This window comes from Streptomyces sp. NPDC007896 (genome assembly GCF_042959425.1).
Classification (GTDB): domain Bacteria; phylum Actinomycetota; class Actinomycetes; order Streptomycetales; family Streptomycetaceae; genus Streptomyces.
In genome coordinates, this window is the sequence record NZ_JBIBKX010000001.1 from 975,804 (window position 1) to 992,773 (window position 16,970).

At 68.6% G+C, this 16,970-nt stretch carries 14 protein-coding genes; 6 read left to right on the plus strand and 8 right to left on the minus strand.

What is annotated here, in order from left to right; all coding sequences use genetic code 11:
- Window positions 1-73 precede the first annotated feature (73 nt).
- Window positions 74-658, plus strand: coding sequence for a TetR family transcriptional regulator (locus ACFZDJ_RS04465; RefSeq protein ID WP_391056032.1), 585 nt, complete (start codon window positions 74-76; stop codon window positions 656-658).
- A 69-nt stretch (window positions 659-727) separates the two neighbouring features.
- Window positions 728-1,492 (plus strand): SDR family NAD(P)-dependent oxidoreductase, encoded by a 765-nt coding sequence (locus ACFZDJ_RS04470; RefSeq protein WP_168508555.1) that lies wholly within the window; start codon window positions 728-730, stop codon window positions 1,490-1,492.
- A 131-nt stretch (window positions 1,493-1,623) separates the two neighbouring features.
- Here ACFZDJ_RS04470 and ACFZDJ_RS04475 read toward each other — a convergent pair whose 3' ends face one another.
- From ACFZDJ_RS04475 to ACFZDJ_RS04495, 5 genes are all read right to left on the minus strand, one after another.
- Window positions 1,624-2,565 (minus strand): oxidoreductase, encoded by a 942-nt coding sequence (locus tag ACFZDJ_RS04475; RefSeq protein WP_391056035.1) that lies wholly within the window; start codon window positions 2,563-2,565, stop codon window positions 1,624-1,626.
- A gap of 42 nt (window positions 2,566-2,607) precedes the next feature.
- Window positions 2,608-4,893: an FtsX-like permease family protein gene (locus tag ACFZDJ_RS04480; RefSeq protein WP_391056038.1), complete on the minus strand. Its 2,286-nt coding sequence runs from the start codon at window positions 4,891-4,893 to the stop codon at window positions 2,608-2,610.
- A complete protein-coding gene (locus ACFZDJ_RS04485) occupies window positions 4,890-5,540 on the minus strand; it encodes an ATP-binding cassette domain-containing protein (protein WP_391056829.1) in 651 nt (216 codons plus the stop codon). Before ACFZDJ_RS04485 ends, ACFZDJ_RS04480 begins: the two co-directional genes overlap by 4 nt.
- Window positions 5,541-5,644: 104 nt before the next feature.
- Window positions 5,645-6,055: a hypothetical protein gene (locus tag ACFZDJ_RS04490; protein WP_391056041.1), complete on the minus strand. Its 411-nt coding sequence runs from the start codon at window positions 6,053-6,055 to the stop codon at window positions 5,645-5,647.
- Between the two features lie 621 nt (window positions 6,056-6,676).
- On the minus strand, window positions 6,677-7,267 hold the full coding sequence (locus ACFZDJ_RS04495) for a CAP domain-containing protein (protein ID WP_391056043.1): 591 nt from the start codon (window positions 7,265-7,267) through the stop codon (window positions 6,677-6,679).
- A gap of 86 nt (window positions 7,268-7,353) precedes the next feature.
- Here ACFZDJ_RS04495 and ACFZDJ_RS04500 point away from each other — a divergent pair, with 86 nt between their 5' ends.
- On the plus strand, window positions 7,354-7,530 hold the full coding sequence (locus ACFZDJ_RS04500) for a hypothetical protein (RefSeq protein ID WP_391056046.1): 177 nt from the start codon (window positions 7,354-7,356) through the stop codon (window positions 7,528-7,530).
- 248 nt (window positions 7,531-7,778) lie between these two features.
- Here ACFZDJ_RS04500 and ACFZDJ_RS04505 read toward each other — a convergent pair whose 3' ends face one another.
- The gene (locus ACFZDJ_RS04505) at window positions 7,779-8,021 is read right to left on the minus strand and encodes a hypothetical protein (protein ID WP_391056048.1); all 243 of its coding nucleotides are present in this window, start codon (window positions 8,019-8,021) and stop codon (window positions 7,779-7,781) included.
- Between the two features lie 407 nt (window positions 8,022-8,428).
- Here ACFZDJ_RS04505 and ACFZDJ_RS04510 point away from each other — a divergent pair, with 407 nt between their 5' ends.
- Window positions 8,429-8,611 (plus strand): hypothetical protein, encoded by a 183-nt coding sequence (locus tag ACFZDJ_RS04510; RefSeq protein WP_391056051.1) that lies wholly within the window; start codon window positions 8,429-8,431, stop codon window positions 8,609-8,611.
- A 960-nt stretch (window positions 8,612-9,571) separates the two neighbouring features.
- Complete coding sequence (locus ACFZDJ_RS04515) at window positions 9,572-10,465, plus strand: DUF4389 domain-containing protein (protein ID WP_391056054.1); 894 nt, start codon at window positions 9,572-9,574, stop codon at window positions 10,463-10,465.
- 138 nt (window positions 10,466-10,603) lie between these two features.
- Here the strand turns inward: ACFZDJ_RS04515 and ppdK are convergent, their stop codons facing one another.
- Window positions 10,604-13,354 (minus strand): pyruvate, phosphate dikinase, encoded by a 2,751-nt coding sequence (ppdK, locus tag ACFZDJ_RS04520; protein WP_390927535.1) that lies wholly within the window; start codon window positions 13,352-13,354, stop codon window positions 10,604-10,606.
- 453 nt (window positions 13,355-13,807) lie between these two features.
- Complete coding sequence (locus ACFZDJ_RS04525) at window positions 13,808-15,109, minus strand: ROK family protein (RefSeq protein ID WP_391056832.1); 1,302 nt, start codon at window positions 15,107-15,109, stop codon at window positions 13,808-13,810.
- A gap of 221 nt (window positions 15,110-15,330) precedes the next feature.
- Here ACFZDJ_RS04525 and ACFZDJ_RS04530 point away from each other — a divergent pair.
- On the plus strand, window positions 15,331-16,970 hold a 1,640-nt coding region (locus tag ACFZDJ_RS04530), incomplete at its 3' end, for a hypothetical protein (protein WP_391056835.1).

Consider the following 16,970-nt stretch of genomic DNA (forward strand, 5'->3'; position numbering starts at 1 on the left):
GGACCTCCTCGCGCCCGCCGGTCACCCCGGTCTTACTTGACCGATCATTCTCGATTGCCCTACGGTCGCCCACATGGCCAGAACCAAGGAATTCGACCCGGACGCCGCACTGCAGTCGGCCCTGGAACTGTTCTGGCGGCGCGGCTATGAGGCGACGTCGATGACGGACCTCGTCGAACACCTCGGCGTCGGCCGCGCCAGCATCTACGCGACCTTCGGCAACAAGCGCGCGCTGTACCTGAAGGCACTGGACCGCTATCAGCAGGCGCGCAATCCACAACTCCTGCGGGAACTCTCCCAGCCGGGTCCCGCACTGCCCGCCGTACGAGCGGTGGTACGCCGCTTCGCGACCGAGGCGACGACCGAGGGAAGGCGCCTGAGCGGCTGCTTCGTCACCAACACGGCCGCCGAACTGGCACCCCACGACACGGCCGCGGCCCGCCGCGTCGAGCACAACTGGGACCACATCGAGACCCTGCTGCACTCGGCCCTGGTCCGCGCGCAGGCCCAGGGCGAACTGCCCGCCGACCGGAACCCGCTCACCCTCGCCCGCATGCTGCTGGTCCTGATGCAGGGCCTACGGGTGGTGGGCAAGGCGTCCGCGGACCCGGCCCGGGTCCAGGACGCGGCGGAACAGGCGTTGACGCTGCTCGACTGAAGACCACCTTCCAAGGCCCGCGCACACCTTCTTACTGAACTGATCGGTCAAATAAGGGGACGATCCGGAATGACCGCACGCTTCTCGGGAAAGACCGCCCTCGTCACGGGCGCCGGTTCCGGCATAGGCCGGACCACCGCCCTGGCGTTCGCCGCGGAGGGCGCGCAGGTGGTCGTCGCCGGCCGCACCGCCGCATCGCTCGACGAGACGGTCGCGCTGATCGAGGCCCAGGGCGGAAAGGCGCTGGCAGTGACCGCGGACGTGTCACGCTCGGACGAGGTGCGCGCCCTCGTCGAGGCGGCCGTCGACCGTTTCGGCTCCCTGGACGTGGCGGTGAACAACGCGGCCGTCTTCCACGGCGGAACACCGCTGGCCGACCTCCCGGAAGCCGACTGGCACGCCGAACTGGACATCAACGTCACCGGCGTGTTCCTCGCCCTTCAGGCGGAGATCCGACAGATGCGGACGCAGCCGTCCGGCGGCGCGATCGTCAACCTCGCCTCCACCATCGGCCTGCACACCCGCCGCCCGGGCGTCGCCGCCTACGCCGCCGCCAAGGCCGCCGTCACCGCGCTGTCCCGCGCCGCGGCCCTCGACCACATCGCCGACGGGGTCAGGATCAACGTCGTCAGCCCCGGTGCCTCCGCCACCACGATGTCGCTGCGGCCGGGCGAGTCGGAGGCCGAGCGGGTGGAGCGGGTACGTCACGAACTGCCACTGGGCCGCGTCTCGAAGACCGAGGAGGTGGCGGCGGCCGTCCTCTACCTGGCGTCGGACGACGCGGCGTCGATCGTGGGCACGGACCTGGTGGTGGACAGCGGAAGCGCCCTCTGACGCGGGCCGGACGGGGGCTGGACGCAGGCTGGAGCTCAGGCCGGACGCAGGTCGGGGCTCAGGCCGGACGCGGGCCGGGGCTCAGGCCGGACGCGGGCCGGAGGCGGGCCGTTCGCAGGCCGGGGCTCAGGTCACTTCAGAGCGAGAGCGTCGTAGGTCACGCCGGTGAGTTGCTCGGAGGCGCTCCAGAGGCGCTCGCCGACGGCGTCGTTGCGCGTCCACCCGGCCCGCCAGGAGCTCGCGGGCGCGCCGCGCCACATCGCGAACGAGGGTCCGGTGAAGGAGTCGGGCCGTACGCCGGGAGCGGTGGCGGCGTACAGCGTGGGCAGCGCTCCGGCGTCCGGGCTCTGCGCGAGGAGCCGGTTCCCGATCTCCATGACCCGCTCGGCGCCCTTGCGCCCCGCGAGCTTCGGCCCGGCGGTCTGGAGGTTGGTGGAGGCGTACCCGGGATGAGCGGCGGCAGCGACGACACCGGACCCGACACCGGCCAGCCGCCGCGCCAGCTCATGGGTGAACAGAAGATTGGCGCTCTTGGACCGCCCGTAGGCGACCCAGGGCCGATACCCGCCGCGCTCGCTGTCGAGGTCGCGGATGTCGATGTTGGCGAGCACGTGGAACATGCTCGACACGGTCACGACGCGGGCGCCAGGGGTGGCGAGCAGCGCGGGAAGCAGCAACCCGGTGAGGGCGAAGTGCCCCAGATGATTGACCCCGAACTGAGTCTCGAACCCGTCAGACGTACGCGCGAACGGCAGAGCCATGACCCCGGCGTTGTTGACCAGCACGTCGAGCCGCTCGCCGTACACAAGGTCGAACGTCGCCGCGAACTCCGCCACGGAGTCGAGATCACCGAGGTCCAGCCGTACGAACTCCACGTCCGCGCCGGGTACCTCGGAGGTGATCCGGTCCCCCGCCTCACTCCCCCGCGCCTCGCTCCGACAGGCGAGCACGACCCGCGCGCCGCGCCGCGCGAGCTCACGCGCCGTGACGAACCCGATCCCGCTGTTGGCCCCGGTGACGACGGCCGTACGGCCATGCTGATCAGGGATGTCACTCACATTCCACCCAGCCACGCCCAAACCCCTCTCCACCACTGTCCGTCACACACCGTACGCTCAGTCTCGCCTGATCAGCTCGGGATCAATCCTCCGCCCCACAAGCGGCAACGCGCCCACGGCGGCGACGACCAGCACCCCGAGAGCACACGCGAGCAGCAGCGGAACCCCGCCCCCGTCCCAGAAGACGGCCCCACCCCCGGTGACCAGATAGCTCGACTCGGCCATCTTCCCCACCACCACCGCCAACACCAACCCCACAGCCAACGGCAACACCACCTGCACCACCTGCACAGCCCGCAACGTCCGCGCCCGAGCCCCCAACAAGGCCAACGCAGTAACCTGCGGCCGCCGCTCGACGGCCCGGTCGGTGGCCGCGACGAGGTACGCGGCTACGCCGATGATCAGTCCGAGGATCATGCCTACGGCCAGGAGGGTTTTTACGACGGTGATCTGTTGGAGTGCCTCGACTGCCAGGCCTTGAGGCTCGACCTGCGCGGTGGGGGCTGCCCCGCCGATGGCGTCGAGGACACGGCGTACGGTTTCTGGGCCGGAGCCGCTGATCAGGCTGAGAGTGGCGTCCTCCGGGCGGGTGTGCCGGGGCACCATGGAGGGCGGCAGGAGGATCGACCCGCTATCGACCACCTGGGCGTCCACGGGGTTGTGGAACCGGATCTTCTGATACGGCACTGTGAGCTTCAGGTCGTGGGTGTGCCGCCCGCCGCGAACGGCGAAGTGGATGGTCTCGCCGGCCTGGATGTTGGCCTGGACCTGCGCGGCATCCCACAGCCATAGAGGCTGCCCGTCTACACACCCTTCGACCGACGGCACCGCCTTGCGCAACTGGTCGCACGTGGCCACGACTGCGTCGACGCCCGGTTTCGTCGGCACACTGCCACCAGCTTTCGGCTGCAAAGCAACGAGGTGCGCCTGCAGACCTGGCAGCTCTTCGAGAGCGTGCTGCTGAGACGCGTTGATCTCCTCAAGCATGATGTCGTAGAGCTGAACGGGAGAGTTGCTCTTGGTGACCTGCTCCAACTCAATGAGCACCCCTTGTGCGAGAGAAGCCACGAAGACCAGCAGAACGAGACCCGTCGCCACCCGGAGCGCGCCACCCGGCTCGGCTTCGTTCCGCCTCATCGCAAGACCGAGGGAGAGCGACTGCGTGGAGCGGGCCGTCCGTCGAGCCAGGAACCTGGACAGCGAGGGCAACGACAACGCGAGCCCTACGCCGACCAGAACGACCGCTGATGGCACGAGTACCGAGGACAGTGCTGTGCTCGTGGGAGCATGCCCGGAGGCTCCGGCGATGCAGTACCCCGTCAGAATGCCCATGCCTGCGGTCAGCGGCAGGAATCCCCACCTTGACGGCGGCTTCTCCACCGCGCCGCGCCGGACAGCCAGCGGGTTTGCTGCTGCCTTGCGTGCGCTGGCACGGCCTACAAACCAGGCGAGCGCTGGGCAGCCCACGAGGCACACCAGAAGGGTTGTAACAGACAAGGCTCCGTCACCCGGGTACCACTTGAACCCCGGCAGGCCGATTCGCGAGACAAGTTGATTCACGATCTCGTACTCGGCAAGACCCAGAACAGCACCCACGCCAGCCGCCGCGACCGTCTCTGCGGCGTTCACCCGTTGAGTGCCCTTCCTGCTCAGCCCCAACAGGCGGAGGGCCGCCAATCGGCGTGTCCGTTCTGCGGCGGAGAGCCGTGCGCACACGGAGAGGAAGACTGCGAGAGGGAGCAGCACAACTCCGGCCATCGTGAATCGGACGATATTGAGTGTGGAGGGCTCCACTGTGGGATCCGGAGCGTAGTCCTTGCCCCATTGTTTCACGGGATACCCGTCGGACAGTTCGGCGCGGCTCATGCCTACGTACGCGACGAGTTCATCCGGACGGGCCAGCCCTTGGGCTCCGATCAGCCCTGCTTCAACGCCCGGGAAACGCTGAGCCAAGTCCGGTTGGTCTCGCAGTAGGCGATGCAGACGCGGAGAAACGAACACCTGGCCGTCCCGTGGAAGCAACTTCAGACCGGGCGGCGGTGCGATCGACTTCGTCCCTCGTGCCACGAAGATCCGGGTGAGAGGAGCCGAGCCATACGGATCAGTGCGGCTGAGACTCAGCGGAAAGCCGATGTTGATCCTCTGGCCGGACTGATCCCGCGGAACGACCGGTTGCCGGGCCGCGATGCGCCCGTCCTGCGCCGCGAGGATTCCGGGAATGGCGAGCACGATGGCCAGACAGCACACGCCGAGCGAGCCACCGACTGCCATGAGTACGAATCGCGCACGGTTGCCACGCCCACTGCCGAGCAACAGCCGAAGCCCCAGAAGGAGTTCCTTCACGCCACGTCCTGTTCTCGAGCAAGCACCCCGTCGGACATCGTGTACCGGCTGTCCGCGCGGCCCGCGACCTTCTGGTCGTGGGTAACGAGGACGACCGCCGTGCCTTGCGATCTTGCAAGGGCGAGGAATTCCTCCAGCACGGTGTCGGCGTTGGCACTGTCGAGCGATCCGGTCGGCTCGTCGGCGAAGACCACAGTTGGCCGATGCACGAGGGCGCGTGCTACGGCGACCCGCTGGTTCTGACCGCCCGACACCTGTGAGGGGCGCCGCTCCCGCAGTTCGGCGAGCCCAAGCCGGCCCAGTACCTCCCCAGCGGCAGCGAGCGCCGTGGCCTTGCCCTGCCCGGCCAGCCTCAGCGGCAGAGCGGCGTTCTCCTCCACGGTCAGTTCGGGCAGCAACTCGCCGTGCTGGAAGACGAATCCGAAGCGGTCACGGCGCAGGGCGCTGAGTTCGTCGTCGTCGAGTGCACCCAGCGGGAGTCCTTCGAAGCGGACTTCGCCGCCTGCGACGGGCAATACTCCGGCCAGGCAATACAGGAGAGACGACTTGCCCGAACCGCTCTGTCCCGTGATGGCCACGACCTCGCCCTGGCTGATTGCAATCGCGGCGCCCCTGACAGCGTGCGACTGCCCATAAAAGAGGTCGATTCCTCTGGCCGACAGGACTTCTGACGTAGTGATGCGAGCCTCCAGGAGAGCGGAAAGGAAGGAACCCGGGCCTGCGCCCGGGTCCTGGGCGTCGGACAGTCCGCCTACGGCCTGAAGTGGCGCGTCGGTGAGCAGTTGTCCGGCCGAAGGGTGCCTCGATCGCGACAGGCCCGTAGATCCGCGTCGTCCGTGTACTGCTGAGCTCCATCCCAGTTGGAGTGGTGCAAGAACACCGTCTGCCGCTGCTTGCCGTTGTAGCGAACCCAACTATGTCCTTCGACGCGAACGAGCACGTAGACGTTGTTGTTGTCACCAGGCAAGGCATCCTTGAGCTGCCCGCTCCATTCGAAGGAGCCATGGTTCTGGGCTGCGTCGTTGAACCTGTACTGCCCCTGGGTGAATTGCACACCTGTCGGCGTCAACCGGGGCAGCTTGTGCCAAGACCCCGCCATCGACGTCCCAGCCCCAACGAGAAACACCCCGGCCGCCACCACGCCAACCATCGCCGTCTTCATCCGTCACCCCTCTACCTCCCGAAGACCCCGTCGGCCCCAGGAGTTACAGAAGGTAATGGATCAGTAACGTGCTGAATCCTTTGGCCTACGAATCGCCATCCCATCAGGTGATCCGGAAGCACGAGACGCACGAGCGGGCGCCGATCTCGGCGACCGGCGTCAGGGCGTTGCGTAGTCGTACGGAAAGGGGTGGGTGTCCAGGTGGAACCACTCGGCGGTGGGGCCCGGCATCGGGGCCGATGGTGCGCCGGTCTGGGCCCAGTCCTCCACGGGGGCGGGGCAGGCAGGGCGACGGGGCAGTGTCGCGGTGCGGGGTCCTCGCGGGCGCAGGTCTCCGAGGCCGGCCCGCGCCGGTGGCGGAGAGGCCGAGCTGCACGCGGCACCGTACGGAGGGCTCGACGCCTTCCTGTGCACCCACCACAACGAGGTCCCCTCATTCAAACTCTCTTGCACGGATGCAGGTTTGGCCGCCGTGCTGGGGGCGTTGGCGGGGGCAGTCGCGACAACCGGGGCGGCATTCGCCACGGAGGCGCCGCCCCGTCGTGCCGTACGAAGATCTGGCGCGGTTCTGCACATGCGAGAGACCACGCTGGGGGATTCACCGCTGGCAGCGTCCGAACGTCACGACGTAGGTACCGGCGCTGGGCGACGAGGCCCCGGCCCGGTCCGCCGAGCCGGGCTGGGCTGGGCCCACGGGCCTATCTCGCGCAGCGACGGCTTGAGGATGATGGCGCGGTGGGCGGGGCTGTTCATCCACCAGTTGACGGCGGCCTGCGGAGTTCCCGATCCGCCCCAGCCGGTGTACGTGATCTCGTTGAACTCCAACGAGCGGGGGTTGGGACAGTATCCGGCCGCCTGGATGCGGCTCTGCGGTGTCGAGCCGGTTCGAGGGTTGCGGTGCGGGTCCTTGCCCGGTCCCCACCACTTCAGCTGGACGGCCGCGACAGCATGCTGCTGGGCCGCGTTCGTCAGGGCCTGGCTAATGGTGCGGGAAGGCAGCCCGCGCTGTGTGCGCTGCGCGTTGATCAGGCACATCACGGCAGCCCTCGCCTGGGTGACCGTCCCGGCAGTCGGGGCCCGGTTGGCGGCGGCCGGGTCGCAGGTCACGGCCGCCGTGGGCGGAGCCGCCACGACAGGGAAGAGCGTGGCCGACAGGGCGGCAGCCGCGGCAGTGCTCAGCAGTTTTCCGGTGCGCGACATGTGGTTTTGCACGGATACTCCACCTCCTGCGAACACGAACGGTGTTGTCATCCAGGCTGGGCTTGGAGGAGTACGCCGACTCCATCGGGGATGCTCGCATGGTGATCGACATGATCGTGGGAGCCCTACAACGAGTGCTCGTCTTCCCAGGCTGGGGCCTGGCCATCGAGCAGGATGTTCCGGACACCGTCGTGGCCGCCTACAAGCGCCTTTGCGCCGAGGGCTTCATCACCCGCCTCCTGCCGGCTGACGTTGCCGCCCGTCCTGGCGTGTGATCCCAGAGCGGCACCCCCCACAGTGTTCGAATTCTGTCGGACGTGCCGTACAAAGGAGGCCTCGGAGATGATCCGGGGCCTCTTGCGTGGGTTTGCTGAGACTTGAACGGTCCGACGTTTTCTCCGTCGGACCCTTCAAGTGCCCCTAGGCGACGGCGGGGGTGCCACCTCACGTCTAGTCAGCAGCTGCGTTCAGGCCGGGTGTTCCTGGCCTGCAGCCGCGCGATGTGTTGGCTAGGGGGACGGCCTCACCGCCCGTGCCACACGTACACCAGGACTGCTACGGCGAAAACAGCCGTCCAGCCTCCCGCTGTGCATCCCGTCTCCACCGCGTCCCGGAAGGTGACCTTCTCGGCCGCCAGGCGGTGGATGATGCCCGCGCGCAACCCGACGATGATCGAGACCAAGACACCGATCAGTACGTCCCTCATCCGGTCACGGGGAGACCGAGGGGGATCGGAGTTGTTCTGGGCGTTCTGTAGCGCAGTCATTGCGCGCCGCACCTTCGTCAGCCGCCTGCGGCTACGGCCATGACGTCTACTGCGAGCAGGTTCGCGTACGCGGCATCGTGCTGGCCATCGCCCCGTGCTGAACCAAGGACGCGCCGATCTGGAATGGCTCCGCAGGCGTAGCATGGTGGCTGGGACGGGTGGAGACCCGAATTACGATTTTGCTGCTTCGGTGGGTCCGTTGACCGTCACCACAGCCATTTTGCCACCCGGTGCGGACTTTCCCGGGGTGCGAGTAGCGGTCTGTGGCCTGCCATGTTGCACCGCAAAGAGACCACTCGTAGCGTCTCCAGCACATGAAAGAGCCTCCTCAACGGTTGGCGTAGGAACCCCGTTGAGTCGGCTCTTCACGTGGTGCCCTGCCTGTCTGGAAACGAAAGGAACACCACTTGCACAGTAACAAGAAGGGCCTGCCCGAAGGCAACCCGAGACGCCAGCCGCTTGACTACCTGCGGAGCTGGGCGACGCGTCATGGCCGCACGGTCCGCGATCAGATGCTGCGTGGCGCCGCGTATGGCGTTGGTAGCGGCGCCGTCAGCCTGCTGCTGATCTGGTGGCAGGGCCGCCGCTAAATGGCTCAGAGCCCCGCAGGCACTGCATCGTGCCTGCGGGGCGTTCCAGCACCGGGGAGTCGCGGCGCTGGCACGCCGAGAATGCGCTCGGCGCGATCACAGCGGCCGACGGCAACCTTTGACGGCAACACCGGTGCACATCGCCGTATCGGGAGAAGCAGCCGCGCACCTCGCAAGCCAGGCTGGACGGCATCGCCGCTGGTCGTTGGGCTGTTGGGGGGAACTTGTAAGGCGAGGGTCATAAGTGGGCTTGCCAGCAGAGTGCCCTCCTCGGGGGACCGCGTAGATGGCCCAGGGGCACGGGCCCCGGTCTCAGTTGCAGTCTCAGTTAGCGCGTGGTTCCGGGGCCGCTCGCTTCCATCCATGGCCGTCCGACATGGCGGCTGACCAGGTGCGCAAGGCTTGCGGTGGACGCCTATGGACGCCCCCGGATCAAGATCGGACAACTCGTAATGCGTTAGGTCTCGGGTTCGAATCCCGAAGGCGGCTCTTCTTGAACCCCAGGTCGGACAGTATCCGGCCTGGGGTTTCTACATTGGCTCGGGCGACGCTGCATGCCGGCGTCACACCTCGGCCCATTGGGTGATGGCTGCCTCGGTGCGGTCTCCAAGGAACTCGTACCACCGGCGTTCCAGGCAGACATAGCGCACGTCCGCTTCGACGAGGCTGAGGAAACCCGACACGGTCTCGGTGAGACGTTGCTGCAGCCCCGGCCCGCGCTGGCAGTGACTGTCGCCCCTGCTCCCAAGGGGCGGCGAGTTGACGGCTCGTGGACCACGTGTGGGGCCACGACTCCGCCGGAAGGCCCGCGGCCGGCCCGACCCGCCGGGGCGGTTCGCACCCTGAACCGCGAGCAAGCCGTTGTCACCCGATTGGTCCTCACCGCGCGTGCACCGGGCCGGCGGGCGTGATCCTGAAGCTCTGAGCCGAGCTACAGTCGCGGAACTGACAGGAACTGGCATGACAGACCATACGTGGGCGCCGCTTCCCAGTCCCCTGCCCGAGGTACTCCCGGGGTTGGATCTCCCCGAGCCCGGCCGGCAGCGTCGCTGGACCGTGCTGCTGCGCTGGCTCCTGCTGATCCCCCAATACATCGCACTGCTCTTCTTGGGGATCGCCGCGTTCGTCGTCATGGTCGTCGGCTGGTTCGCCGCCCTGATCACCGGACGACTGCCCGAACCGATCGCCTCGTTCCTGACCGGCTACCTCGTCTACTCCACCCGCGTCGCCGCCTACGCGATGCTGTTGGTCGACACATACCCACCGTTCGCCTTCCTGGCGCCCGGCTACCCCGTCCAGGTCGAGGTCCACCCCGGCAAGCTCAACCGCCTTGCCGTCTTGTTCCGCATCATTCTGCTCATCCCCGCCGCCTTCGTGGTGGAGCTGCTCTTCTACGGCTGGTTCGTGATCTGCCTCATTTTCTGGCTCCTGGTGCTGATCCGCGGCCGGATGCCGCGCCCGCTGTTCGAGGCGACCGCCGCCACCGCCCGATACACCATGCGTCTGTACGCCTATCAGATGATGCTCACCGCGGCCTATCCCAAGCGGCTGTTCGGCGACGAGCCCACCCCCACCGAGCAACCCCGCTCAGCTACCCGCCCGCTGCTACTCAGCGGCGCGGGCAAAGCCCTGGTCGTCGTGTTCCTCGTCCTTGGGGCCGCAGTCTTGATCTTCAACAATTTCCCCAACACCACCAGCACCACCTCACAGCCTTCAGAAAACGGCGTCTCTGTGGTGACGACGCGTAACGGGACCCAGCCGCACCCGGAGGGCACAACGAGGGCACAACAGCTTCGCGCGGGTTCAACGGCAACCAACGCCAGCAAACGCCAACTTGCCTGGTCAGCGACGTAGCTTGACAGTCTCCGCAGATGATGCACGACGGGGCGGCACCTCCGCACAAGGTGCCGCCCCGTTTCTTTCGTACGCCGGAGCCGTCGGCCGTCGGTGAGGGTCAGGGTTGACCGTCGGCGGCCCCGGAGTTCCAGCGCGCTAGCGGTGGTCGCTGCCCTTCGCCGTCGACGCCGCGCGGCCCGCCTCCAGGCGTGCCACCGGGATCCGGAAGGGGGAGCAGGACACGTAGTCCAGTCCCACCTCGTGGAAGAAGTGGACGGACTCGGGGTCGCCGCCGTGTTCGCCGCAGACTCCGAGCTTCAGGTCGGGGCGGGTGGCGCGGCCGGCCTGCACGGCCGACTTCACCAGGGAACCCACACCGTCCCTGTCGATGGTCTCGAAGGGGGAGACGCCGAAGATGCCCTTCTCCAGGTACGCGGTGAAGAAGCTCGCCTCCACGTCGTCCCGGGAGAAGCCCCAGACGGTCTGCGTGAGGTCGTTCGTACCGAAGGAGAAGAACTCGGCGGCCTCGGCGATCTGACCGGCGGTCAGCGCGGCCCGCGGGAGTTCGATCATCGTGCCGATGGCGAGCCTGAGGTTCGTGCCGGCGGCCTCCTGCACCTCCGCGATGACCTGGTCGGCCTCCTCGCGGACGATCTCCAGCTCCTGGACCGTACCGACGAGGGGGATCATGATCTCGGCCCGCGGGTCGCCCTTGGCGTTCTTGCGTTCGGCGGCCGCCTCCGCGATCGCCCGTACCTGCATGGTGAACAGGCCGGGGATGACCAGGCCGAGACGTACGCCGCGCAGACCCAGCATCGGGTTCTGCTCGTGCAGGCGGTGCACGGCCTGGAGCAGGCGCAGGTCGTTCTCGTTGGCGTCGCCGCGCGATTCGGCCAGCGCCACCCGTACGGACAGTTCGGTCACGTCGGGCAGGAACTCGTGCAGCGGCGGGTCCAGGAGACGGATCGTCACCGGGAGGCCGTCCATCGCCTCGAAGAGTTCGACGAAGTCCCGCTTCTGGAGGGGCAGGAGCTCCTTGAGGGATTCCTCGCGCTCCGTCTCCGTGTCGGCCAGGATCAGGCGCTCGACCAGTTCGCGCCGGTCGCCGAGGAACATGTGCTCGGTGCGGCACAGGCCGATGCCCTGCGCGCCGAAGCGGCGGGCACGCAGGGCGTCCTCCGCGTTGTCCGCGTTGGCGCGCACGCGCAGGCGGCGGACCCGGTCCGCGTACGCCATGATCCGGTGCACGGCCGCGACCAGTTCGTCCGCGTCGTCGGCGCCCGCGTGCATCCGGCCCTCGAAGTACTCGACGACCGGGGAGGGCACGACCGGGACCTCGCCCAGGTAGACCTTGCCCGTGGAGCCGTCGATGGAGACGACGTCGCCTTCCTCGATGACCACTCCGCCCGGGGCCGTCATCCGGCGCCGCTTGGTGTCGACCTCGAGCTCCTCGGCGCCGCACACGCACGTCTTGCCCATGCCGCGCGCCACGACGGCGGCGTGCGAGGTCTTGCCGCCACGCGAGGTCAGGATGCCCTCGGCCGCGATCATGCCGTCCAGGTCGTCGGGGTTGGTCTCACGGCGGATCAGGATGACCTTCTCGCCCGAACGCGACCACTTGATCGCGGTGTACGAGTCGAAGACCGCCTTGCCGACCGCCGCGCCGGGCGATGCCGCGATGCCCCTGCCGATCTGGTCGACCTTCGCCTGGTCGTCGAAGCGCGGGAACATCAGCTGCGCGAGCTGGGCGCCCGTCACGCGCTGGAGGGCCTCCGCCTCGTCGATCAGGCCCTGGTCCACGAGCTGCGTGGCGATACGGAAGGCCGCACCCGCCGTGCGCTTGCCGACGCGGGTCTGGAGCATCCACAGCTGGCCGCGCTCGATGGTGAACTCGATGTCGCAGAGATCCTTGTAGTGGTTCTCCAGGGTCTCCATGATCTGCATCAGCTGGTCGTACGACTTCTTGTCGATCGACTCCAGCTCGGCGAGCGGGACCGTGTTGCGGATGCCCGCGACCACGTCCTCGCCCTGGGCGTTCTGGAGGTAGTCGCCGTACACGCCCTGGTGGCCGGATGCGGGGTCGCGCGTGAACGCCACGCCCGTGCCCGAGTCGGGGCCGAGGTTGCCGAAGACCATCGAACAGACGTTGACCGCGGTGCCGAGGTCGTGCGGGATGCGCTCCTGGCGGCGGTAGAGCTTGGCGCGGTCGGTGTTCCAGGAGTCGAAGACCGCGTGGATCGCGAGGTCCATCTGCTCGCGCGGCTCCTGCGGGAAGTCCCGGCCGGCCTCGGCCTTGACGATCCGCTTGAACTTGGTGACCAGCTTCTTGAGGTCCGCGGCGTCCAGCTCCGTGTCGACCGCGACCTTCTTGGCCGTCTTGGCCGCGTCCAGCGCGTCCTCGAAGAGCTCGCCGTCGACGCCGAGGACCGTCTTGCCGAACATCTGGATGAGACGGCGGTACGAGTCCCAGGCGAAGCGGTCGTCGCCGGCCTGCTTGGCGAGGCCCTGGACCGACTTGTCGGAGAGGCCGATGTTCAGCACGGTGTCCATCATGCCCGGCATGGAGAACTTCGCCCCGGAACGGACGGATACGAGGAGGGGGTTATCGGCCTGGCCGAGCTTCTTGCCCATCGTCGCTTCGAGGGCATCGAGGTGCGCGCTCACCTCGTCACGCAGTGCCGCCGGCTCCTCGCCACTGTCGAGGTAGGTCTTGCACGCCTCGGTGGTGATGGTGAAGCCCGGAGGGACGGGAAGGCCCAGGTTGGTCATCTCGGCGAGGTTCGCACCCTTGCCACCGAGGAGGTCCTTGAGGTCCCTGTTGCCTTCGGTGAAGTCATAAACGAACTTCGCCCCCTCAACGCCGCTGTCGCCGCTTTCAGCTACGTGGGGATCTTTGTTTTCCGACACGAGTCTCGACTCCTCGACGTCGCGGTGGCTGCCCTGACGGCCAGGAACATACCCAGATCGAAGGCGTCTGGGTACGTCTACTTGCACGTCATGCGCCTGTAACCACCCGTCCGCCACTCGATTGAAAGTCAAGCCTTGGCAAGCGGTCACGGCGAGATGTTTTCACTTCTTGAACGAATCAACACCCTCAGAGAGCAGTATACGCTCAGATGAGCGGTCACTGACACGTCTGAGTTTAATCGATGAACGATCAAGGGGTGGCACTGAGTGCCACCCCTTAGGGAAGTGCAGTCGCTCAAGATCCGCTCATCTGAGCACCACCCCTATCAAGGGTGGCGAGAATCACGCAGTAAAGACAGCCTGAATTTCATCATGCGAACCACGATGTGGACGCGACGCGGACGCGACACATGGATGTCACACACCCCGCCGTCCATGGGCGTCACACAGGCGTCACACACCCAGCGCCGCCAGCCGTTCCTCCACCCGCTCCGGCGCGTACAGGTACTCCACGACCAGCGCCCCGGCCCCCACCAGCCCCGCCCGCTCCCCGAGCCGCGAGGTCACCACGTCCAGATGAGCGGTCGAACGCGGCAGCGCCCGCTGATACAGCAGCTCGCGCACACCCGTGAGGAACGGGGTTCCGGCCAGATCCCCGGCGATCATCAGCACGCCGGGGTTCAGCAGGGTCACCACGGTCGCGAGTACGTCCCCGACCTGGCGCCCCGCCTCCCGCGCGAGCGCCATCGCCTCCGGGTGTCCGGCCGTCAGCAGGTCGCGCACATCCGATCCGGAGGTGGCCGGGACGCCGGACTCGGCGAGTCTGCGCGCCACCGCGCCACCGCTCGCGACGGCGGCCAGACAGCCGTACGAACCGCACCGGCACAGCGCGTCCGCGCCCACCCGGATGTGCCCGATGTCGCCTGCGCCCCCGTCGACGCCCCGGTAGATGGAGCCGCCGACGACCATGCCCGCACCGATACCGGTGGAGACCTTGACCAGGGCGAACGCCGAACAGTCCGGATAACCGGTGCGCTGTTCGCCGTACGCCATGAGGTTGGCGTCGTTGTCGACGAGTACGGGGATCCGGGCGCCGCTCCTGTTGATCGCGGCGCTCCAGGCGCCACCGGCGCCACCGGCCGTACCGGCGCCACTCGCGCTCTCGATGCCGGCGTGCTCGGCGAAGGCGCGTCCCAGGCGCCCACGTATGTCGTAACCGTCCCAGCCCGGCATGATCGGCGGCTGCACCACCTTGCCGGTGTCGGTGTCCACCGGGCCCGGCACCGCGATCCCGATCCCGCACACCGCGTCCGCGCGCTGCCCGGCCTTCTCCAGCAGCCCGGCGAACCAGCGGCCGAGTTCGCCCAGCACGGCGTCCGGGCCGTCCTCGATGCGCAGGCTTCCGTGGTGCTCGGCCTGGATCTCGCCGCTCAGCGAGACGACGGCGGCCCGTCCGTGCCGGGTGTCGAGGTCGGCGGCGAGGACGACGGCGTGTTCGTCGTCGAACTCGAGGGTGATCGACGGCCGGCCGCCCTGCGGGGAGTCCACCGGGCCGCCCGCGCCCTCGCGCAGCCAGCCCGCACGGAAGAGCCGGTCGAGGCGCTGGCCGACCGTGGCCCGCGACAGACCGGTGGCCTGCTGCAGCGCGCCGCGCGTCGTGGCACGCCCGCTGCGCACCAGTTCGAGCAGTTCCCCGGCGCTTGCCTGATGCCCGGCCCTCATGGCCTTCGCCGCCCTTCCTGCCGTCCCCGCCATGCCTGTCATGCCCAACCCCTTGCGTTCACCAACTCTGCATTACATATTGAGTTTTGCGTGTTAAATAGACGTAACCCTACGGTAGCTAGTGCCGAACCGATCGGCCGGACGTCTTCGGGGAGACCTGAGTGGACAGCACGACCCAACTCACCATCCGCCGCACGGGGATCACCGTCCCCGTGCGCACCTCGGGTTCCCCCGCTCCGCCCGGTTCGCACGAGATCACCCACTCCGGCGCGCATGTATACGATCCCGACCGGCCCGCCGGGTCGCTGCACCTCAGGGCCGCCCGGGTACTCGAAGGCAACTGGACGGGAACGTCGACGGTTCCCTCGCACGGCCTGTACCCGCACCAGTGGTCCTGGGACTCCGCTTTCATCGCGATCGGCCTGCGCCACCTGTCCCCCTTGAGGGCGCAGACGGAGCTGGAGACGCTGCTCGGCGCCCAATGGGGTGACGGGCGGATCCCGCACATCGTGTTCAACCCCTCCGTTCCGCTCGACGCCTACTTCCCGAGCCCCGACTTCTGGCGTTCCTCGACCGCGGGGCGCGCTGCGGGCGCCCCGCGCACCGTACAGACGTCGGGCATCGTGCAGCCACCGGTGCACGCGCTCGCCGCCTGGCTGGTGCACCAGGCCGACCCGGGTCTGTCCCGGTCGCGCTCCTTCCTCTCCCGGATGTATCCCCGGCTGGCCGCCTGGCACCGCTATCTGCTGCACCGGCGGGACCTGGGCGGCGGCGGGCTCGCCTCGGTGGTCCACCCGTGGGAGCAGGGCATGGACAACAGCCCGTGCTGGGACGCCCCGCTCAGCCGTGTCACCCCGGCCGCGCCGCGCTCCTTCCGCCGCGCCGACCTCGACCACGGGTCCGCGGAGGACCGGCCGACGGACCTCGACTACGGGCGGTACGTGCGACTCGCGACGGACTACCGGGACGGCGGGTACGCCGACGGCGCCGGCGAGTTCGCCGTCGAGGACCCGGCGTTCAACGCGCTGCTGATCGCCTCCGAGCACGCGCTCGCCGCGATCGCGCAGGAACTGGGCGCGGCGGGGACGGCGCGGCACGCCCGCGCGGAACGGTTGACGGCAGCGCTGGTGGAGCGCCTGTGGGACCCGGCGGAGGGGATGTTCTTCTGCCGGGACGTGTACGGCGGGGATGCGCGCGACGGGGTCGAGAGCGGTGCTCTCGGTTCGGAGCGGCGCTCTGCCGAGAACGGTGCTCACGGGTCGGAGCGAGGCTCTCGGAGCGGTGCTCTCAGTTCGGAGCGGCGCTCTGCCGAGAGCAGTGCTCACTCTTCGGAGCAGCGCTCCCGCACCGGTGCGCTCATCCCCGAGCGCAGCGTGGCCGGGCTGCTCCCGCTCATCCTCCCCGCACTCCCCCGCGACATCGCCGCCACCCTGGTCCGCACGGCGGGCGGGCCGCACTTCGGGCTCGGCTCGGTCGCCCGGCTGGCGCCGAGTTACGACCTGACCGGGCACGCCTTCGACCCGCACCGCTACTGGCGCGGCCCGGCGTGGTTCAACACGAACTGGCTGCTGGAGCGCGGGCTGCGGCTGCACGGGGAGCACGGGCGCGCGGAGGAGTTGCGGGCGGCGCTCCTGGAGACGGCAGACGCGTCCGGGTTCGCCGAGTACGTGGATCCGTACACCGGCGAGGCCTGCGGCGCGCTCGGCTTCAGCTGGACGGCCGCGCTGACGCTGGACCTGCTGCACGAGCCCGCGGGCGCCGACCAGGCGGATCTGACGGGCCGGGCGAGCCGGACGGACCGGACGGACCGGACGGACCGGACGGACCGGACGGACCGGACGGACCGGACGGACCGGACGGACCGGACGGACCGGACGGACCGGACGGACCGGAC

Excerpts from the sequence above, each read along its gene's own strand:
- ACFZDJ_RS04505 (WP_391056048.1), bottom strand. The coding sequence starts at position 8,021 with ATGACTGCGCTACAGAACGCCCAGAACAACTCCGATCCCCCTCGGTCT.
- ACFZDJ_RS04515 (WP_391056054.1), top strand. The coding sequence starts at position 9,572 with ATGACAGACCATACGTGGGCGCCGCTTCCCAGTCCCCTGCCCGAGGTA.
- ACFZDJ_RS04470 (WP_168508555.1), top strand. The coding sequence starts at position 728 with ATGACCGCACGCTTCTCGGGAAAGACCGCCCTCGTCACGGGCGCCGGT.
- ACFZDJ_RS04490 (WP_391056041.1), bottom strand. The coding sequence starts at position 6,055 with ATGAAGACGGCGATGGTTGGCGTGGTGGCGGCCGGGGTGTTTCTCGTT.
- ACFZDJ_RS04525 (WP_391056832.1), bottom strand. The coding sequence starts at position 15,109 with ATGGCGGGGACGGCAGGAAGGGCGGCGAAGGCCATGAGGGCCGGGCAT.
- ACFZDJ_RS04465 (WP_391056032.1), top strand. The coding sequence starts at position 74 with ATGGCCAGAACCAAGGAATTCGACCCGGACGCCGCACTGCAGTCGGCC.
- ACFZDJ_RS04500 (WP_391056046.1), top strand. The coding sequence starts at position 7,354 with ATGGTGATCGACATGATCGTGGGAGCCCTACAACGAGTGCTCGTCTTC.